The organism is Flavobacterium akiainvivens (assembly GCF_001278115.1).
Classification (GTDB): Bacteria; Bacteroidota; Bacteroidia; order Flavobacteriales; family Flavobacteriaceae; genus Flavobacterium; species Flavobacterium akiainvivens.
On the sequence record NZ_LIYD01000005.1, the window covers coordinates 1335818 to 1357892 of the forward strand.

A 22075-nucleotide genomic window follows, 5' to 3' on the forward strand; every position below is an offset into this window, starting at 1 on the left:
TTATTTTTTCTGCGTGCCGGGCTAATTGCCATCGGGCTTACGCGAATTTTTAGCACCACTTTGCGGCCAATAAAAAGTGGCAGGCGGTGTGGGTTTAGCCGGATTAAAAACCGGCACTTCTTTCTTTATAAATTTAGCCAGAGGCAGCTTTTGCGCACGGATGTTTTCCATGACATAGCCCGCCAGCTGGTAAGCCCCATACGGGTTAAAATGCGTATTGTCTTCTAAAGCTTTTGGCTGGTTAGGATAAGTATTGGCTGGGTAATGCACCAGCGATTTTTTAGAATCTTCAACACCCAGTGCCTCATAAAATGTTTTGCTAAAGGCATTAAGGTCAATCAAGGCCACACCTGTTTCTTTCGCAGTCTGGCGCAGGGCTTCAGGATAATCCAGAAGCGTGTTTTCAATATGTCCTTCAGCATCAAATTTCCTGCGGTGTGTACTGGTTACAAGCACCGGAACCATACCGCGTTTTTTGGCTTCGGCTATCCATTCCTTAACCTTGTCTTTAAAGGTGGTGTTGGCATCAAGGTGGTTGGGTCCGTCTTTCTGGTCGTTGTGCGTAAACTCAATAAACAGGTAGTCGCCCGGTTTAGCCATGCTCCAAATCTTGGCCAGCCTTTTCTCGTTTTCAAACGCCTTAAGGGTTTCGCCACTTTCGGCATAATTGGCCAAAGCCACTTTGCCTGGTACGAGGAATACCGGAAACATTTGCCCCCACGAGGCATAGGGCTCGCCGGGCTGGTCGCACACGGTTGAATCTCCTGCCAGGAAAATAGTGGTTGCCTTTTTATTGGGCGTGATTTCTATAGCGCAGATTTTCGGCAGCGAATCGTTAAATTCAAGGGTAAGCACATTATCCCAATGAAAGTTACGGTTCTCGTTTTTCTTTAAGCGCACCTGGTCTGCCACCTTGCCCTTTTCACGTATAAGGCTGTCGCGCAGGTGCACGGTAAAGGTTTGTTCTGTAATATTTCCCCAAGTCGTTTTTACATTCTCCAGCATCAGCCTGCGGCTTTCTGCACGCACGGTGGTGGCCGATGTACCCCTTATATCTCCTAAAATTATCTTTACATCATAATTACCTTCGGGAAGCCGTACTGAAAAATAAAACGGTTGCTTGCCGGTTATAAAATCAGACGTAACGTTTTTGTCTTCGTGGGTAACGGCCTCAACCATAGTACCGGGTTCAAAACCATAGCCAGTTTGCTCACTATAAATGGTTTGGGGTGTAACGTTAAGGTAACCCTTTGGTGCGCGACCCGACCCAAAATCAAATTTATAGCTGTCTATCTGGCTGTAGCCCAAAAAGCCCGTTAAAAGCGCCGCTATGATGTAAAATGGCTTCATATTATTACTTTTTATAGTACTGAAGTGCGCTGTCGTTCAGTTTTATATCGCTGGTTTTTATAAGCTGTAAAACCTCTGCACCTGCCATAATAACCGGACCATAACCGTGTGCAGCATAATTGTTTACCGGGCGGTAGTAGTAAAATGCAGGGTCAAAGCCCATGCCGGTGCCCACACAGGTACCTTCTACTTCGCCTTTTGCGTTAATCTTGGTAGTAACAGCATTCCACGCCAGCATAACCATAGGGCTGTAGGCCTGTGCATCGAGCCAGCCGTTGTTAATACCACGTGCTATACAGTAGGCATATATTGCTGTAGCCGAAGTTTCAAGGTACGAATCGTCCCTGTCTAACAACTGGTGCCAAAAGCCCGTACCTGCCTGGTATGAAGCCAATCCTTTAACGTGTGCACGGTACTGGTCGAGCACAAACTGCCTGTCAGGGTGGTTAGCAGGCAGCACATCAAGCAGTTCGGTAGCCGTTAGCAGCGCCCAGCCGTTAGCACGCGCCCAGTGAAACTGCGGGTGTGGGTCCATACCTTCTATCCAACCGTGCATATAAATGCCTTTTTGCGTGTTGAACATGCGCGGTACAAACTGTTTGAACTGCTTTATAGCATCGTTAGTGTATTTCTGGTCGCCCGTATATACGCCCATTTGGGCAAGCGCGGGTACAGCCATGTATAAATCATCAAGCCACATGGCATTTTCAAGCGGGCGATGCCTTGCCAGTGTGCCATCGCTAAGGCGGTGTTCTTTATTGGTAATAAAATCGGCAAAATGCTCAATCCACGGCTTAAGCGATGCGCCATCGGCATTTTTAGTACGCACAGCCTTAATCATGGCAGCACATATAGCGCCGCAGTCATCAAGCGCATGCGGGGTAATAAACGCGCCAAACGGCACATCCCTACCCGTAATTTTACCATCTTCCTTAGCTTTTTTAATGGCAGGCATCCACGCACCTATAAAGTTAAAGCGCTTGGTTACATAGTCTGAATAACGTTTATCGCCGGTAACCTCAGCCACGCGCATCATGGCGCCATAGGTAACGCCCCACTCGTAGCTGTTAAGGCGGTAAGCGCCCATTTTAAGCTGCACATTGCTGTCAAAGCTCTTGGTGTTTGTGTACTCCTTACCCGTTTTTTTGTCTATCATCATTGCAGGTGTTTCACCATCAAGATAGGTAAATATACGGTCGAGCACGGCCTTAACCTCTTCCTGTTTAGGCGTGCCATAAGGTGTTTCATAATCCGGTTTCTGAAGGTGCAGCGGAGATGTGGCATCGGTGCCTTTGCCGTCTACATATTGCGCCGCAGCCGGAAGGCTCATGGCACATATAAGGGGGATAAAGTAATATTTTTTCATTATTCTGGTGATTTATTGTTTGTCTATGTTCATTCGTTTCCCCACGGCGTTGCCGTGGGCTTTGGGGGGTCTGACCCTTTCAGGGTCGGGGCTGCCAACTGAACCCCTGGCTAAAGCCAGGGGCAAATTATCCTGCTAAATGAAACAGCCTGTAAACTGAGACTGCTACCTGCTACCTGCCATCTGCAGCCTAATCCGTTAATATATTCTCAGATGGCATTACAAACTGTTTCTCCTTCCCTTCAGGCTCCGGCGTACCGAAGTAGAAATACAGTGTGCGGCTTTTAGTGCCGTTAAGCTTGTTGAGCTCGCCAAGCGGCCCCAGCGATGCCGTGTTATCATTAAGGCTAAACGAGAGCTTGCCGCCAATGGGTGGTATGGCCTCCAGGAACGATATATCGCCTTTAGGAAGCTCCGGCAGCGGCACAGGGCCTGAAAGCCCGTAGAACTCAAACAGGCGCACAAACAGGTTTTCCTGTGGCGTGCCTACAAGAAATTTGCCCTCGGCAGTGTCCATCTGTATCCAGCTAACATCGGCATAATAGCCCTTAAATTCGGGGTAACCCCATGAGTGGCCGGTTACGGCATCGTTCATAATGCTTTCCCAAACGTTGTGGGTAACGCCCTGCATACGGTTTTTCCATACACGGTAAGAGCCTTTGCCCAGCCATTTGGCCGAAAACACATAGTTTTCAGGGTAGTTAAAGCTTACGCCCGAATATTTAAACTCGCCATTGGCCGTATATTCATACGATAATTCCAGCCAGCCGTTAGCGTGCAGCTTCCAGGTTACTTTTTTCATGTCTCCGGTGTAGATGCATTCTACCACCTGTGCGCTGCCGTCTTTAAAATGTTTGATGCTTTGTAGCACAGCTGTACCCGAAACGAGGAATGGGCCGTCTTTAAACGAGTTTTTCTTGCCTTTTTCAGGTGTAACAAAAGCCAGTGTACCGTCTTTTTTATTGATGGCTACTACCTTATCGCCGGCAGTAAGTTCTATGTTTGTATCGGTTTCAGTAGTGGTTACGTCAGTTTCCTTAGCGGGAATTTTAAGCAACGGTGCCACAAGGTCTTTGTTCTTTATAACCTTAAAGCTCCAGGTATACAGCTCATCTCCATTCGGGTCAAAGGCACGCAACAATACTGCATCTGCCTCTTTCCAGTTTTTAGGAAGGTTCAGTTTCAGTTCGCCTTTCTGAACCGGCTTTATGTCGGGCGCTTTGGCAGTGCCTTTTTCTTTAACCGAATACCCCGGTGCAGCATCGGGCGCATTGAAACTTATGAGTTCCCACTCAAAACGGCACTGGTTAAGGTTGGTAAAATGATAGCGGTTTTCTACGGGAATAGTACCGTTAAAATTATCGGGCAGTGTGGCCAGGTTAATCTTAACCGGACTGTATATTTCCTTAATGGCGTTGTAGCTCCCCTCCTTTTCGCGGTGTGGGCCCAGGATGCCATCTGGGGCGTTAATGCCGTTTGTGTCTAAGCGGTTATCAAGGTCGGTTCGCATCAGGCCTTCATCTACCAATGCCCAGATAAAACCACCCGCGCCCAGTTTAGATTCCCAGTGCAAATCCCAGAAATCGGCCAGTGAAGCCGCCCCGCCGCCATCGTCCTGCGCGTGCAGGAATTCGGTAACCATGTAAATGTTTTTACCGGCCAGTATGTCTTTGCTGCTGTAGTAGTTTTCGTAGTGGTTACAATCAATGCCCCTAAAATCGTTGCCCGGCTTGTGGTGGGCGTGTATTACAGGGCGCGCCGAAAGGTCATACCTGGCATAATCATCATCAAGGTCAAAATTATGGCCGCCCTCGTTGCCGTTGCTCCATATAATGATAGACGGGTGGTTGCAGTCGCGTATTACCATTTCCTTGACCAGAGGCCTGCCCGCGGTTGTACTGTAGGCTTTTTGCCAGCCTGCAAGCTCATCGAGCACGTACAGCCCCAGCGAATCGCAGTAGTGTAAGAAGGCCTTATCAGGGGGGTAATGCGAGCAGCGCACGGCATTCATATTCATGCCTTTAATGATTTTTACATCTTCAAGGTCGATTTTATTATTGATGGTACGCCCGGTTTCGGGCCACCACACGTGGCGGTTAACGCCTTTCATTTTTATTTTGGTGCCATTAAGGTAAATACCATCGCCCTGGCGTACCTCAATGGTACGGAAACCAAAGCTTTCGCGAAGTTTATACAGCGTCTGGCCGCCTTTTTTGAGTGTGAAATGCGCACTGTACAGGTTGGGGGTTTCGGCTGTCCAAAGCATTGGCTTCTTAACCGAAAGGCTAACCTGTTTGAGCGTATCGCCCGGGCTTACCTTTACAGTAGATGATGCCACCACTTTATTCTGGCGGTCTTTTATCTCAACCAAAACTTCAGAAGCATCTTTTATGCCCTGCAGGTAAATATTGCTTTTAAACGAGCCGTCGGCTTTAGCATCTATGGCCGTCCAGTCGATATGCGATTGCGGTACCGCCTCAAGGTATACAGGACGGAAAATTCCCCCGAAAATCCAGTAATCCGCCAGCCTTTCGGCATTGTTAACCGATGCATCGGCGCTCATTTTAGATACGGTTACCTCCAGCTTGTTTTCCTTTCCAAACTGTACCTTATCGGTAATATCATATTTAAAGCGGTAAAAAGATCCCTGGTGTATGGCTCCTGCCACCCTGCCATTTATCTTAACCTCGGTATCGGTCATAGAACCTTCAAAAACAATCTGTATCTTTTGGCCTTTCCAGGCATCGGGCACGGTAAAAGTGTGCCTGTAAATGCCCTTTTCATCGTTAAACCTGAAGTTTTTGCCATAGGTTACATAGTCGCGCCCGTAGTTATAAGCGCCGAAACCCTGCTGCTCCCAGTGGCCGGGCACCTGAATTTTACTCCACTTACCACTGTTGCGGCCTCCGGTTACCCAAAAATCCCACGCTACGGTATGCTCGTTATCAGTACCCGAGAGGTATTGCACCTGCTTGGTTTGCCCAAAAGTAAGTGGGCTGATGGTACAAATAACAAGGCATAAAAACAGGCGTACAGATTTTGGCAATATCATAAAATTAGTTTTATGCCTGCTAATCTAAAACGTTTGAGCGATATGAGTGTCATGAACTGTCCTGTTAATTTTAAAATGATGAAAAAGCATACCCCATAGCCTCTTTAACGGGTTGGTACGGGACACCCAACCCCGAAAAAAACGTTATAATTGCGTTTTACACCCACCAACATTAGATTTACTATCACAATGATTAAGAATATTTTTATCGCGTTTACCCTTTGCCTGGGGCTGATTGGGAGCCTTAGTGCACAGCACAAACCGCTGACCTGGTTTAATGGGAAAGACGCCGTTACCTACTCGCTTCAGGTAACCGATGCCCCCGTTATTAAAACCGCCACCGCCATGTTTACCGAAGACCTTAAACAGGTAACCGGTTTTACCCCCCTACAGCAAAATCCTAACAAGGCAACCGTATGCATTGTGCAATATGATGCCAAACTTGCCCAAAAACTTAGAAAAGAAGGCGTGCCGGTAGACAGCCTTGCCACAAAACAGGATGCCTTTTATATAAAAGCACTACACAACCAGCTGCTGATTGTGGGCAGCGACGCCCGTGGCACAGCCTACGGTATTTTAGAGCTGTCGCGCCTGGCGGGGGTATCGCCGTGGTTATGGTGGGGCGATGCAACTCCGCTTAAGCAAAAAAAGCTTACCGTGGCGGGCAACTATGCTACTTTTCAGGCACCATCGGTGGAATACCGTGGTATTTTTATTAATGATGAAGACTGGTCTACCCGCCCGTGGAGTTCAAAAACGTTTGACAAAGGCGAAGAAGGCCTGATATCGGCCAAGACGTATACCGAAATTTTTAAGCTGCTGCTAAGGCTTCGTGCCAACACCATATGGCCGGCCATGCACGAAAAAACAATTCCGTTTTACTTTGTGCCGGGTGCAAAGGAAGCGGCCGAAGCCTGTGGTATTGTGGTGGGCACATCGCACTGCGAACCCCTTATGCGCAACAGCGCCAGCGAGTGGGATGACGATAAACTGGGCCACTACAACTTTATAAACAACCACGATGTGGTAATGAACTACTGGGCAGACCGCCTTAAGCAGGTTAAGAGTTCGGCCACCGTGTTTACCATGGGTATGCGCGGCAAGCACGACAGCTATATGGAGGGCGTTACCACCCTGCAGGAACGTACTGATGCCCTGCAAAAGGTAATTTATGAACAGCGCGACCTGCTGGCTAAATACATTGATAAAGATGTAAATTCTATACCTCAACAGTTTGTACCCTATAAAGAGGTGCTTGACATTTATGAAAACGGCGTTAACGTGCCCGAAGACATTATGCTAACCTGGTGCGATGATAACTACGGCTATATTACCCGCCTTAGCAATGCCGAAGAGCAAAAACGCAGCGGTGGTGCGGGCGTTTACTACCACCTGAGCTACTGGGGCCGCCCGCACGACTACCTGTGGCTTACCACAACACCTCCCGGGCTTATTTATAATGAGATGAATGAGGCTTACAAACACAATGCAAAACGCCAGTGGATTGTAAACGTGCACGACCCCAAGATTGCAGCTTATGACATGGAGTTCTTTTTAGACCTGGCATGGAATATTGAGTTTATTGGGCCGCAGGATATTAATAAGCACCTGGAAAACTGGCTGGTGCGCGAATTTGGCGCTAAAGCCGGCAAAAAACTGCTGCCTGCCATGCAGGGGCTGTACAACCAAAGCGCTATAAGAAGGCCTGAGTTTATGGGCTGGAGCAAGGTTGAGGAAGATAAAAAGAGCTACCCAAGGGGCTTTACCCCTGTTGTGGACAGCGACCTGAGCCTGACAGAATTTGGCGGTGAGCTTGACCGTTACCTTGCCAACTACCAAGCTATAAAGAACATAGTAATTGATGCCGAAAAAGACATTGACCCATTGCGCAAAGATGCGTTTTTCGCGATTATAAAATACCCGGTGTTTGGCGCATCGGCCATGGCGGTAAAATGGCTTGAAAACCAGCGTGCCAATACCATTGCCGCTAACCTGCCGCAGGATAAATGGGTCACAAGCAAAGAGTTAATTGATGCCTGCGCCAAAAGCCGGAATGCCTATAACGAGATTATTAGCCTTACCGACTATTACAACAATACCATGAGCGGCGGAAAATGGCAGCATGCTATGAGCCCTAATCCGCGTGGCCTGTATGTGTTTGACGCACCCAAACTGCCGCAACTGCCACAAGGTATTATTGAAAAGGCAACACCGACACCATATACCGCCGGGCAAAAAGCCGTGGTAAACCCTAAAGAAGTGATTGCCCAAAACGCTGCTGATTTTACCAAATCTGCCGGAACCGTACAGCCCATACAGCTGCTGGGGCATAGTGCCAATGCGGTTAGCGTGGCCAAAGGCGCTTCGGTTACGTTTGAGTTTGAAATCCAGGCCGAAGGCGAAGCGCTGCTGCGCACTGCCGTAATACCTACGCATCCCAACAACAAGGGCGATATTCGGTTTAGTGTGCAGATTGACAACGAAACCCCGCAGGTGTGTTCGTTTAAAGAAGGCTTCAGGACCGACCCGTGGAAAGAAAACGTATTGCGCGGACAGGCCATAAGGCAAACCAAACACAACCTGACCAAAGGCAAACACACGCTAACCATTACTGCCTTTGACGACCACGTGGTAATAGACCAGTGGATGCTGGACTTTGAGCACGAGCGAATGTTTTATATGTTCCCGGTTGAGAGGAAATAAAACCGTGTAGGGGGTGGCATATTTACAGAAAATTAAGAAATCATTATTCAGAGTCCCGGAGGGACGGAATAGAATTATGATCATATACCGTCCCTACAGGACTCAATGACAACCGGAATGCTGTTTCTATAAATATGCCGCTTCTAACGAAGCTAAAAAGGGTAGCCACTGGCTACCCTTTCTAATATCCCAAAAAATATTACTTCTTGATTTTCCACACCACAACCCCGGCAGCGGGCAATGTGGGTTTGCCTATAAGCACTTCGGCACCGGCGGGTATCTTAACCTCATACGGGGTGTCAGCATAGTTCATGGCAATGCCAAAACCATCGCGGTACTCTACAATCACGCCCGGCGGGTAGTTTTCAACCGGTATATTAAGCTGGTTGTATAGCTTAGTCAATACGGCCTGCTCAAGGTCGCCCGTATTACTATCCGGCCCCACATAGGTCACCGTACCCTTACCCAGCGTACGGAACGTTACGGCAGGTTTACCGGCATAAAAATCGCCCTGGTAGGTAGCCCAGGTTTTGGTGCTGCCTGTTGGCTTCAGCACATCGCCCCAGCTGGTCCAGGTATATTGTTTGCCGTCCATACTCACATTGTCGGGCGCGTGGGGCTTCAGCAGGTCATAAAACTCAATCTCAGCGCCAATAAGCGGGTAAATAGGCTCAGCGTGTTTTGCCTGCCACAGGTGCCCCTGCTCATCCTGGTGGCCACTACGGGTAGACAGCACCAGGTTACCGCCATTACTGGCATAATCCGTAAACTTTTTAATCAGCTGCCTGCTCATTTGCTGGTAGGCAGGTACCACAATCACAGGATATTGGGCAAAATCCATACTATCGCGAATAAAGTCAACCGGTGCGCCAAAGCCTTTCAGGGTTTTGTAATATTTCAGCACGTGGGCTTCGGTATCCCACAGGTTGGTTTGCTTGTTCTGGTTGATGGCCACGGTGTTATCAGGGTCATATAAAATGGCTGTTTTACGCTTTTGATATTCGGCGGGAACCGTGCCCTTAGCATAGTTTTTGCGCAGCACTTTAATTTCCTTAATAAACTCCTCAAATTCAAGTCCGCCGCGGGTTGGGGTAACGCCATCTGTCCCTAAAATACCGGCGTGATACTGCTCATAGCCATAAATAGGCGCACGGAAACGGTAGGTACAGGTTAGTTTGCTGCCCCCTGCAAACACGTGCCACAGCCACAGGCGCACCGCACCGGGCAGGGGTTGTGAGTTGATACTGCCCCAGTTAACCTGGCCGGGCTGCAGTTCCATAACGCCATACAGTGGCGACAGTGGCCTGAAATAATCGTTAGCCATGGCAATGCGCGAGTATTCGCCTGTGCGGTAGCCCTTTAGGCCCGTACCGTTGTGCTCTCCATACACCATATAGCGGGTATAGGTAACAAAATCAAGGGCTTTGCTGTTGCCAATGTAGCGCGCATCATAATTGGGTATGTAATTAGATGTAATCCATTGTTTAGAAGCAATTTTAGCAATGGTTTTGGCCTGTTCGTCAAGAAAAGTGGCGGTTTCGTTATCGCAAAAACGGCTGTGGTCAAGGCGCTGGTACAGGTTCATGCCCCACTGGCTGTGCTGCGGTATGTTTATCTGGTCGAACGTGGTATAGGTATTGCTCCAAAAGTTGGTACCCCACGATTTATTAAGGGCATCTATGGTCTTATACTTATCCTTCAGCCACAGACGGAAACGTTTTTGGGCATCCGGGCCGTAATCTACATTGCTTGCGGGTTCATTATCAAGCTGCCAGCCAATAATGCGGGAGTCGTTACCGTAGTGTTTGGCCTGTTCGGTAATCATTTTCATCGAATAAGACCTGTAAAACTCATTACTAAACGAGGCATGCTGACGCGAACCGTGGTCCATATAAGTGCCGTCTTCCCTCATTTTGAGTATCTCAGGGTGCTTACGCGTAAGCCAAACGGGCGGCGTGGCGGTAGACGTACACATAATTACCTTAAGCTTGTACTTGGCGGCCAGGGCAACGGCACGGTCGAGCCAGGCAAAGTCATATTTGCCCTCTTCAGGTTCCAACTGTGTCCAGGCAAATTCGGCAAAATGGGTAAACTCAAAACCCATATCGGCCATTTTTTTAAAATCACGATCCCATTGGGTTTCATCCCAGTGTTCGGGGTAATAATAAGCCCCCACCGTGGTAAGTTCTTTTTCGGGAAAAAAATCAGTTGCCTTTTGTGCCACACAGTTTGCGAAAACGAAGACCAAAAGTGAAATATTAAGCAGTTTTTTCATGTTTTAACAGCGTTTGGTTTGCGGTTACAATTTTAAGGTTTTTATGCTTTTGTACTCTTTATCTTTCAGGTTATTTATCCTGAAAATGCTAAGGTTGGTAACATCCTTAAGGTCAAAAACGGGTATACCGGGCATTGTTTCAACCTGAATATCAGACAGATGAACACCTTTTACATCTTCAATAACAAATGCGGGGCGGTAATCCCGGTTTTCAAACTCGAGGGTTATGTGGCGCATACTGATATTTTTTGCATGACGGATGTAAAATCCCCATGCAGGTATTTTCCCAAACTCTTGAGGGTCAGGATAAACGGTTTCTTTTTCGGGTACTACCACCGCACCCTGCTCTTTGGTGCCACCGCCCTTTATACGGATGTAAACATTGCTAAACACCACATCTTCAACATCATAACCGGGTATACCCATAATCATTGAGGCATATTGTGGGTTATTAGCTGTAACTACCACGTTATCAACCAATATCCGTTTACAACTACCGGGTTTGGCATCCTTTGGGCCGCGCATACGGCTGCCCAGACGAAGGAAGAACGGCGCATTAAGGATGTCATCCATCACTATGTTGCTGACTGTAATATTCTCAAGCACAGCACCATCCACTGTTTCAAGAGCCAATCCGCGGCAATGCTGAAAGGTACAGTTTGATATAGTAATGTTTCTGAATGCCCCGTTAGATTCGGTACCCAGTTTAATGCGGCCTGTAACTACCCCTTTATCAGGCGCTTGCAGTTGCGTGGTTTGGTAAGTACCATCAAGAAACGTACCCTCATCATAACCGTATACAGCACAGTTGGTTATGGTAACATTTTCGGTTGGCGCTGCATAACCCAATGCATACGAAGCTTTTAGCACCAGTGCGTCATCATTTGGCGAATTGAGCGAGCAGTCGCTTACCCGCACATGGCGGCAGCAGTCGATATCTATGGCATCGCGGTTGGTGTCTATCTTTAAGTTATTGATGGTCAGGTTATCCACACCCGTAGCCAGTATAGCAAAGTGCCCGCCGTGGAGTACGGTAAAGTCGCGGAGCAGCACATTTCGGCACTTTTTGAGGGAAATTGCCTTGTTGCCCAGCCCCGGCTTTGGGTCGCCCCATTTTTGAAGGCCTTTGCCATAAATGCGGCCGGGGCCAATGATGGAAACACCATCTAAATCCTCACCCCAAATAAGGCTGTTGCGAAAATGGCTATGCCCAAAATCCTGATAATGAAGCGAATCGCCCCATATATTTGGCTCGGGGTCGTCATACTTACCACTATGTTCCTGCATATTTGCGGCGATGATGGTGCAGCCTGCATCAAGGTAGAGGGTTATATTGCTCTTAAGCCTGATTGAGAAGCTAAGGTATTTACCGGCAGGGAAATAGACCGTACCACCGCCTGCCTGGGAAGCTTTACTAATGGCTGCGTTTACAGCCTCTGTATCAAGGGTTTTGCCATCGCCTTTGGCCCCAAAATCCCGTACATTAAAGTGTGTATTTGGAAATGAAAAAACTGTAAATGAAACCAATAGCAGTACGTATAAGGCTCTCATACTATTGTTTTTTAAGTGTAACTGCCTTATTGTTAACCTCCTGCCCTACTTTCAGCTTTTCTTTACCATAAGCCGACTGTAAACTTATATTGGACGACTTAGTGCCCGACACTTCAAAAACAGTAGCATTATCTCCTGATTTAAAACCGGTTACCAATACATTCTTTACATTTTTAAGGATAAGCGCAGGGCCCTGCTGTGCAAAAACAGTAACGTTTTTAAGCGTTATTTTTTCAGATTCCACCAGTTCGGCCCCAAGCTTTGAGTGTACCGTAATACTCTCAATATTAATATTTTCTATATTTTTTTCGGGAAGACCGTTAAAGAACATCGCCTTATTGGCACCACTGCACACCAGGTTTTTTACATATATGTTGCGGAATACCGGCGTGGTTTCGTCAACCTTTGGCAAAACTTCGGTTTTAGGGGTAACATCGCCATCCTCAAGGGTTTCAACCGCTGATTTCCCCCCATAATACAGGTCGAATAAAAAGGGTTCGGTGGTAATGTCAAACATGCTGATATCAGATATATAGATGTTTTCAACTACGCCGCCCCTGCCCCGTTTGCTCTTAAAGCGCAGGCCCACATCAGTACCCAGAAACTGGCAGTTTGACACCGAGATATTGCGCACCCCTCCGGACATTTCGCTGCCTACCACAAAGCCGCCATGCCCTTTAAACACCGTGCAGTTGTTTACAATTACGTTCTCACAAGCCATAGCGCGGCGGCGGCCGTCTTCATCCTTACCTGACTTTATACAAATACCGTCATCACCGGCATCAAAGGTGCTGTTTACTATAATTGCGTTTTTACACGACTCTAAATCAAGGGCATCGCCGTTTTGGGCATAGGCCGGGTTGCGCGCCTTAATACCGTCTATAATAACATTTTCGCACATTAGTGGGTGTATGTTCCAGGCAGGCGAATTCTGGAAAATAACGCCCTGTAGGTACACGTTTTTACACTCCTGGAGGCTAACCATTACCGGGCGCAGAAAGTCGCGTATAGAGGCCCATTCGGCATCTGTGGTAAGGTTGCGCGGTACGTTCATATCGCTAAGCGAATCGCCCCTGAAATACTGTTTTGAGGGCATCCAGTAATCGGCACGCTTAAACACACCGCCGTTAGACGTAGCCTGTTTCCAAAACTTATCTGACACCTTGTCCTTCTTTAAAGGCCTCCAATACTGGCCGTTGCCGTCTATGGCTCCATTGCCTGTTATGGCTATATTGGTTTGCCCCTTAGCCCAGATGGGCGACTGGCAGCGGCGGCTGTCTAACCCCTCAAACGAGGTTTTTATGATGGGATACAGGTCTTTATCCGGTGAAAAAAGGATAACAGCACCGGCCTCAAGGTGCAGGTTTATGTTACTTTTAAGCACTATGGGGCCTGTAAACCACACCCCGGGCGGCACTATAAGTTTGCCGCCGCCTTTAGCCTTAAGTGCCTCAATGGCTTTAGCAAACGGCTGTGTATTAAGGGTTACGCCATCGCCCACGCCGCCAAAATCTTTCAGGTTAACCTGATAATCAGGGAAAACCGGCTGTGTTAGCTCCGGCATTTTAAACGGCAGGTTTTTGTACAGGTAACTATAATCTGTTTGGGAGAACCCTAAACAGACTGTAAAACAAGCAAGTAACAACAGTAATTTTTTCATATCTAATTTATTTTCCCAGCTCAAGGCAGCCCATAATAAAAGGGGCCGTTGCCTTGGCATCGTTATCGCGAATGCGTTCGTTTACATAATATTCAAAGCTGCCATCGCGGTATGGCGAACCGCCCAAACCGGCTACGGCACAGCATTTTGTGAGCGTGAGTGTATCGTCAGCATTTTTCACTATCAGGTTATCCATCAAGCCGTTATATGCCTTTTCGGCCACTTTTTTGTATCTGGCATCTATATAGCCTTTGTTTACTGCTTTTGCATAACCGTACATAAACATAGAGGAAGCCGAAGCCTCGAGGTAATTGCCTGATTGTGTGCCCTTATCTACCACCTGGTACCAAAGGCCGGTTTTATCCTGGTATTTTTCAAGGCTTGCCGCGAGGCCCTGTATTATTTTTATAAGTTCCTGCCGTTTAGGGTGTTCATTGGGGATGTAGTCCAGCACGTCTACCAGCGCCATATACCACCAGCCTATACTCCTGCCCCAAAAATTGGGCGACTGACCTGTGGCCGGGTTTGCCCATTTTTGCGACTTGCTCTCGTCCCAGGCGTGGTAATACAACCCGGTTTTGGCATCATACGTATGCTTAGCGCAGATAAGAAACTGATTTACAACATCGTCTATAAGTTCTGGCTTATTAAAAGTTACCGCATATTGTGCCAGGAATGGTGCCCCCATATACAGCCCATCGAGCCATATCTGGTGCTGGTAAATAAGCTTGTGCCAGTAGCCTCCCTCCAGCGTACGGGGGTGGTTTTTCATTTGCTCCACCAGCCTGTCCATAGCCAGCCTGTATTTTTCGTTACCCGTTTGTTTGTACACATCAAACAGCACCTTGCCGGAGTTTATGTAATCAATATTGTAGGTTTCAGGCTTGTACAGGTGTATGTCGCCTTTATAGTTAATAACTGTATCAGCCCATTTTACAACATAATCCAGGTATTTAGGGTTATTGGTTTGCTTCCATACCTTAAGCATAGACAGGCAGCCCAGCCCCTGCGAATAGCCAAAATACAGCCTGCTGCCGTGGTCAATCTGCCATGCCTGCGGAAAACGTTTCATCTCTGAATCGGCAAACTGTATAGCCGTCTTTTGCGCTGAGGCAGAAAATGTTGCCAATAGTATGACAAGAATATATATGTGTTTCTTCATAATTAAGGCATTGGTTTTAGTCCTTCCCACACTACATTCCAGGTGCCATCCTGAGGAAAACCCGGGTTTGTACCTGTACTTCCATCCCAACCGGCACACATCATTGCCACAGCCGTTAGCAGGCCTCCGTTGCCCGGCAGGTATACGCGCAGGCGTTCATCCTGATAGTTATGGCCGTTAACAAGGTAGGTATTTGTGCGTTTATCCATCAATAGTGCACCCACGGCCTTTTCAGGTTCGCCAAGGCGGGCAGCATTCATAGCTACCATGGGGTAATCCCAGCCCCAGGTTTCATCCCAGTTCCAGTTATCCCAAATCCAGTTAAGCGTATTTTTCATAATTTCAGGCTGCAAAAGGCGGGTTTGCGGCAGTATGCCCACAGCCCCCAAAACAGCAGGGTGGTCTGACGTAAAGCGTACATCAGTATAGTTAGTAACCGCGTCTTCCGATGCCAGGTACAGGCCGTCTTTAGCCGTAAGCTGAGATAATTTTGCAATAATCACATCCCATTCAGGCTTGCGTGTCTGCCCCATACGTTCGCGCCATTTTTGAGCCGTTGTAAGGGCATAATGCCAGTACGATAACTCAAAGGGTGGGTTAACGGTTTCTGATGCCCTAAGGGTTTCCTGTGCAGCTATAATGCCCTGTAGTATATAGCGGTCTTTAGCCTTGTCATAATCAGCAAACGAAGCCATAAATGCTGCCGTTTCCTGAACCAGGCTGTTGTATTTTTCGAGTACTTTCTTATCAGGATTATTGCGGTAAATAAGCTCTGACATATAAATAAAATGCGGCTGCTGCCAGATAAGGAACGACCCTACCCCCGAAGGTGCCTCCTGTGCCGATGGATCGGTCATTTTCATCCAGCGGATACCTTTAAAACCCTGCCGTTGTGCAATTTCTTTAGCTACCGGATAGGCTTGTGAATACCAGTCCATGCTGCGCTCCAGCAAATCGGTACGGTTCCACAACGCAAAGTGAACGGCATGCCACCAGTGCATTTCAAGATGGAATTTTCCAAACCAGCTGTTGTACGTTAGCCCGGTTTCCTGTGGCGGGTACTTACCTGCACTCTGTATAGCCATGAGGTATTGCGAAAGCACTACGCGGCGTTCCAGCTCTTTAGCACGGGGGTTGGTACATTTAGAGAAGTCTATAGCTGCACCATTTTTCCAAAAACTGTTCCAGTATGTTGCTGAAGCTTTAAGGGTTGATTGAGCATCTTCTTTATCTTTTACTGTTTTTTCGGTAAAAGTGCACGTAAACGAAAAATCAGCGCTTTGCGGGGAAAGGATAAAGTAATGCGGTTCTTTTTGAGATAATTTTGCCTTACCGGTATACTGCACGGTTACATAATAAACAGTATCATCAAGCGTGCGTTTCAACACAAAGGAATGACCGTCCTGGCGTACAACCTCCGTTTTATGTTTACCGGGTTTAGACCAGTTGGTAGCGTCATCGGTATGGTTTCCGGTAGGATATGGAAACCGGAAGTTGATTTTTAGCTGCCCGGTTTTAATGAGTGCTGAACTCAGAGCTACCGCAATCTGGTCTTTATCAGGATGTACCGCGGTTTGTACTGCTACGGGATTGCCTTCAATAATGTAATTGCTGCTAATCAGCCCATCCCAAAGATTCAGGGTTTGGTTTATATCTTTAATATCTTGTGGATTAACCTTACTGCCGTCTTTTTTAGTAAGTTCAAGCCCAACATAGCCCAGGTGCAGCCTGTGCGCGTTGGCTCTTAAGTAATTAGCAGCATCCTGCTGGCGGCCTGGCTCTTTAAACTGAACTGAATACGGCTCTTCCTTACCGCGGAAATTGTAATTTTTAAGTGCTTCCTCATGTTTGCAATGTTCTGTATTAGGAAAGCTGTGCCACCCCCATTGCGACTGCGTGCCCAGCGGTACACCCTTTGCATACAACTCAGGGAAGGTTTGCAGGCCGGTGGCATCTACGGTATAGGCAAAATTGCCGTTGCCCACTGATAATGATGCCAGCGAATCAAATTGCGTGATATGCGGATTGTTGCGTTCAGTAAGTACCTTTCGGTTTATGGCCTGCCCCACAGCATTACACGATAGCAAGGCAAAACCAATAACTGCACTATATTTTATAAAGGAAATTTTAATCATCGATTGGATGTTTGTTTTGGCTATGGCTTAACGTTTACATTTTTAAGCACTGCATCTTTAATGGCTGCTGTATTTTCTATGGCGCCTTTAGCCGATTTAAGTTCGATATCCTGAAATGTGAAATCTGATAATATATACTGTTCAGATTTTTCTATATCAAAACCGGTGCTGCATTGCAGCTTAATGTTTTTCATTACAATAGTACTGGCATACGATAACTTAATATCTTTTTCGCCTTTGAGGTCAAAAAACTGTGTCCAGGGCTTAATACTCACTAAACTTCCGGCATCTCCGGTAATATCTTCAACAGTAATATATTCATAGCGTTGTGGGGTATCAGGGCGCATTTTAAGGTGCAGGGTTTTCTGGGCTTCGTGCAGCGTGCAGCGCCTGAATATTATATTGTAATTGTGTATAGACTCGCTTCCACAGGTAAGTGCACTGTGGCAGAAACCGTAGGTATTGTCTTCTATAATAATATTACGGTTCTCGCCATTGTTGGGGTCTTTGTCAGATTGAGGGCCTTTGCCACCCTTTAGCGCCACGGCATCATCATTAACCGACATATAGCAGTTTTTAATCAGTACGTTACTACACACGTCAAGGTCTACCGCATCGGTACTTGGGGCTTTTACAGGCGCTTTGGGCGATGTTATAGTAAGATTGAACAGCTTTACATATTCGCATTTATAGAAGTGTGTAGTCCAAAACGGAGAATTCTTAAGTTTTAAGCCCGATACCTGTATGTTTTTGCTGTTAGACACATAAATAAGGCGCGGACGCATTTCGTCTTTATTGGTGCATTTAGGATTCCACTCACGGCGCAGCCAGAAGGCTTTCCAGTAGCGCAGGCCATTACCATCTATAGTACCCTTGCCCGAAATGGTAAACCCGTCTACACTATCGGCATTTATAAGCGCCGGGAAATACTTGCAGGTTTCGCCTTCTATCCTTGTCATTACAACCGGGAAATCGCTTATATCATCACTGCCTTTAAGCACTGCACCTTCTTCAAGATACAAATGGGTTCTGGGTTTAAAGAATAATGCCCCTGTAAGATAAGTACCTTTAGGCAGTACTACCACTCCGCCATCCTGGGCTGCTTTATCAATAACTGCCTGCAGCTTTTGGGTTTGCAAAAGAGTACTGTCACTCCCCACACCATAATCAGTAACCTTGTATTGCTTGCCGAGAGATGTAAGGTTTACGGCATCTGTTTTCCTGAACCAATCCGGCACAGCTGTTCCATCAGGAAATTTGTCCTGCGCAGCAAGCACAGTAAATTGTAACAGTAATATAAATAGTATTGCTTTTTTCATTATTAGTTGAATATCAGCTGTATTTAAAAGCCATGACTTACAAATATAGAAATCAAAGTATGATGGGGTGTCCTGTACTTTCTTGCCTCACAATTACTCAAAACGAAGCAATCATAAGGATTTGTGTGTAAAAAACACTTTTTAATCTGCATCTGAAAAAATGTTAAAGAAATTTTAAAGCAGCATTTACACTTTACTTAACATTTAAATCACGAAAACGTTATATTGCAAAAGCTTAGTATTTACTGAACTTTTATTGATTTCTTAATTCAAAAATTAACTATAACGTTTTATTTAAAGCAGGATAATTTTTTAAGATGGCAGGATAGTACAGGATAACTGGCTATATGCAAAGACTAATTTTACTGTGAAATATGAAAATTAAACAGCAAAAAATTATGTATTTATGAAAAAAACTACGAGTCACTTGTTTTTAAAATTACTGCTGCTGCTTGTAGTGCTCCTCCCTTCTGTGGTGTTTGCACAGGGCAACATTGTACAGGGTACAGTACTTGATGCTAATAACGAGGCCGTAGCCGGGGCCAGCGTTGTGGTAAAAGGTACTAACAAGAGCACCATGGCCGATGCAGACGGTAAATTTTCTATTGAAGCCACATCCGGCGATGTTTTACAAATATCTTTTGTTGGGCTTACTACCCAGGAAATTACAGTAACAGACGAGGCAAACTATAATGTAACCCTGGCATCTGATACCGAACAGCTTGACGAAGTAGTTGTTGTAGGTTACGGCCAGCGAAAAAGATCTAATGTAACCGGTGCTATTGTAAGTGTTAGCTCTAAAGAACTTAAATCAAGGCCGGTAAATAACGCGCTTGAAGCCATTCAGGGTAAAGCGGCGGGTGTAGACATTACATCAAGCCAGCGCCCGGGTACACTGGGTGCTATTACCATTCGTGGTACACGTTCACTGAGTGCCTCTAATACACCTCTTTATGTAGTAGATGGTATCCCGCTTATTTCGGGTGGTATAGAAAACATCAACCCGCTTGATATTGAGTCTATCGATATCCTTAAAGATGCTTCATCCACAGCTATTTATGGTTCAAGGGGTGCAAACGGTGTGGTTATGGTAACTACTAAAAAAGGTAAAGCAGGTAAGTTTACAATCAGCTTAAACTACTCTACCACAATAGAAAAAATACATGACCTTGCACCTATGATGAATGCAAGCGACTATATTACCTTCAGGCGTTGGGCGCGTTACTACCAGGACCCTACAGTATACCCGCGTGGCGACCAACCTAACTATGATAATGACTATGCTATTTTCTTAGGTTCGCAAGACCCTTCTGCATGGGCTAATATAGAGCGCGGCTGGGAAGGTGGCACATGGGATGGATCTAAAGTAGTATCTCGTGACTGGACAGACTATGTAACCCAAACGGGTATAACCAACCAATACTCTCTTAATGTGGGTGGTGGTACCGAAAAAGCAAGGGCTTTTGGTTCATTTGGTTACCTTGATAATAAAGGTACCGTTGTAGGCCAGCAGTTTAAGCGCTATACCGGTAAAGTAACGGTAGATATTAACCCTACTGACTGGTTCTCATTTGGTGCAACGCTAAACGCAAGCTACTCTTTAATAAACTTTGGCCAGTCTACAGCAGGCCGCAGTGGCCTTGTAAACACAAACGGCCTTTATGAGTCGGCAAAGGCAGTATACTCTTATGCTGTTCCTTATGATGAAAACGGCGAAAGGATTCTTTTCCCGGGTGGAGATGATGCCGTTCGTTCTGTAATTGATGAAACTAAATACTCTAAAGACGACCGTGTTAACAGCCGTATCTTTGGTAGCTTCTACGGCCAGGTAAACTTTGGCGGTATTTGGTCGGCGTTAGACGGGCTTAAGTACAGGGTTAACTTTGGTCCTGACCTGTCTTTCAACCGAAATGGTATGTACCTTGACGGAGAATCGGTTATCCGCAGCGGTTCAAGCTATGCATCGGTATACAGGGACCAGGTTATGTCTTACACACTGGAGCACCTTTTATTCTACAACAAGCAATTGGGTAAAAGCAACCTTGATTTTGTATTCGGCCAGACTGAAACCAAGTACCGTGCAGAATCTAACAGCCTTGCTGCCAACAACATTCCGTATTCAGACCAGCTTTGGGATGCCCTTAACTCTGCTAACGTAACCCTTGCTTCATGGGGTGCATCGTTAACAGAAAACCAGCTGCTTTCTTACCTTGGTAAAGCCAGCTATACGTATGATGACAAATATTCACTTACTGTTGCCGGCCGTTATGACGGTGCTTCACAGCTTGCTGAAGGCAACAAGTGGTCGTTCTTCCCAAGTGCACAGGCACACTGGGTTATGTCAAGCGAAGATTTCCTTTCAGAAGCCACATGGCTTAACCAGCTTAAGCTTCGTGTAGGTGCGGGTGTGGTAGGTAACTCAGCCATTAGCAACTACGCAACAAAAGGCGGCCTTACGTCTATCTTTTATCCCGATGGTTCGGCGCTTACCGCAGGTACAGCACCGGCAACACTTGCAAACCAGGACCTAACCTGGGAAAAAACAACACAGTACAACCTAGGTGTAGACTTTAGCGTACTTAATTCAAGAATTAACGGTGCACTTGACGTGTATACTTCTAAAACTACCGACCTGTTAATGCTACAGCAAATTAACCCTGTTAACGGATATCCTGATACATGGGCTAACGTAGGCGCAACAAAAAGTAACGGTATAGAACTTAGCCTTAATACTGTAAATATAGATACAGGCAAATTTATGTGGACGTCTACCTTTAACGGCCAGCTACAAAAAAATGAAATTACAGAGCTTGCAAATGGCGTAGAAGAAAACCTTACAAACAACTGGTTTGTAGGCCAGTCTCTGGGTGTAATTTATGGCTATGAGTCGGCCGGTATCTGGAAACCTGAAGATGCTGAAGAAATGGCACTGTTTAATGCAAACGGCCACACTTTTGAAGCAGGACAAACCAGGCCTGCTGACCTTAACGGCGACTATAAAATTGATGCAAATAACGACCGTAAGGTAATAGGCAGCACAATGCCTAAATATGTAGTGGGCCTTACAAACAGCTTTAAACTGGGCAACTTTGACCTTGATATCTTCCTTTACGGAAGGCTTGGCTACAAATACAGCACCGGTGGTGAGTGGCAGGGTGGCCGCTTTAATCAAAGGCAAATTAACTACTATACCGAAACCAATACAAATTCTGACTGGCAAAGGCCGGAGTTTACAGCCGGTACTGCAGACCCTTACTTTGAATCTCTTGGTTACAAAGATGGCTCATTTATAAAAATCAGGAACATATCTCTTGGCTACACATTCCCTAAAACAGTTACCGACAGGCTTAAAATAAGCGGCCTGAGGATATATGTACAGGCTCAAAACGTAGGTACAATCTATTCTAAAGTAGACTGGGTAGACCTTGATGTAAACGCCCAGTACTTTAACAGGGCTTTTGTAACCGGTATTAACTTTGACTTATAATGCTTAAAAATTAGT

At 46.4% G+C, this 22075-nt stretch carries 11 protein-coding genes; 2 read left to right on the forward strand and 9 right to left on the reverse strand.

Annotated features, from left to right (window positions below; all coding sequences use genetic code 11):
- Nucleotides 1-21: 21 nt before the first annotated feature.
- The 3 genes from AM279_RS05995 to AM279_RS06005 all read right to left on the reverse strand — a co-directional run bounded on the left by AM279_RS05995 (nt 22) and on the right by AM279_RS06005 (nt 5768).
- A complete protein-coding gene (locus AM279_RS05995) occupies nt 22-1350 on the reverse strand; it encodes a rhamnogalacturonan acetylesterase (protein ID WP_054406840.1) in 1329 nt (442 codons plus the stop codon).
- Between the two features lie 4 nt (nt 1351-1354).
- The gene (locus AM279_RS06000; RefSeq protein ID WP_054406841.1) at nt 1355-2716 is read right to left on the reverse strand and encodes a glycoside hydrolase family 88/105 protein; all 1362 of its coding nucleotides are present in this window, start codon (nt 2714-2716) and stop codon (nt 1355-1357) included.
- Between the two features lie 190 nt (nt 2717-2906).
- Entirely contained in the window at nt 2907-5768 is a 2862-nt protein-coding gene (locus tag AM279_RS06005; protein WP_054406842.1) for a glycoside hydrolase family 2 protein, read from the reverse strand.
- 189 nt (nt 5769-5957) lie between these two features.
- Here AM279_RS06005 and AM279_RS06010 point away from each other — a divergent pair, with 189 nt between their 5' ends.
- Nucleotides 5958-8471, forward strand: coding sequence for a glycosyl hydrolase 115 family protein (locus tag AM279_RS06010; RefSeq protein WP_054406843.1), 2514 nt, complete (start codon nt 5958-5960; stop codon nt 8469-8471).
- A gap of 199 nt (nt 8472-8670) precedes the next feature.
- On the opposite strand, the gene AM279_RS06015 is transcribed toward AM279_RS06010, so the two are convergent.
- Genes AM279_RS06015 through AM279_RS06040 form a run of 6 tightly spaced genes read right to left on the reverse strand, consistent with a single transcriptional unit; the run spans nt 8671 to nt 18573 of the window.
- Nucleotides 8671-10746 carry a beta-galactosidase gene (locus AM279_RS06015; RefSeq protein WP_054406844.1) on the reverse strand — a complete coding sequence of 692 codons (2076 nt, stop codon included), beginning with the start codon at nt 10744-10746 and terminating at the stop codon, nt 8671-8673.
- Nucleotides 10747-10770: 24 nt separating this feature from the next.
- The gene (locus AM279_RS06020) at nt 10771-12297 is read right to left on the reverse strand and encodes a rhamnogalacturonidase (RefSeq protein ID WP_054406845.1); all 1527 of its coding nucleotides are present in this window, start codon (nt 12295-12297) and stop codon (nt 10771-10773) included.
- A 1-nt stretch (nt 12298) separates the two neighbouring features.
- Nucleotides 12299-13957 carry a glycoside hydrolase family 28 protein gene (locus AM279_RS06025; RefSeq protein ID WP_054406846.1) on the reverse strand — a complete coding sequence of 553 codons (1659 nt, stop codon included), beginning with the start codon at nt 13955-13957 and terminating at the stop codon, nt 12299-12301.
- Nucleotides 13958-13964: 7 nt separating this feature from the next.
- Nucleotides 13965-15119: a glycoside hydrolase family 88/105 protein gene (locus AM279_RS06030; RefSeq protein WP_054406847.1), complete on the reverse strand. Its 1155-nt coding sequence runs from the start codon at nt 15117-15119 to the stop codon at nt 13965-13967.
- Nucleotides 15120-15121: 2 nt separating this feature from the next.
- Nucleotides 15122-17254, reverse strand: a complete 2133-nt coding sequence (locus AM279_RS06035; RefSeq protein ID WP_054406848.1) for a hypothetical protein — start codon at nt 17252-17254, stop codon at nt 15122-15124.
- A gap of 20 nt (nt 17255-17274) precedes the next feature.
- Nucleotides 17275-18573 (reverse strand): rhamnogalacturonidase, encoded by a 1299-nt coding sequence (locus AM279_RS06040; RefSeq protein ID WP_054406849.1) that lies wholly within the window; start codon nt 18571-18573, stop codon nt 17275-17277.
- Between the two features lie 406 nt (nt 18574-18979).
- Between AM279_RS06040 and AM279_RS06045 the strand changes: the two genes are divergently transcribed.
- Nucleotides 18980-22060, forward strand: a complete 3081-nt coding sequence (locus tag AM279_RS06045) for a SusC/RagA family TonB-linked outer membrane protein (RefSeq protein ID WP_054406850.1) — start codon at nt 18980-18982, stop codon at nt 22058-22060.
- Nucleotides 22061-22075: the final 15 nt, after the last annotated feature.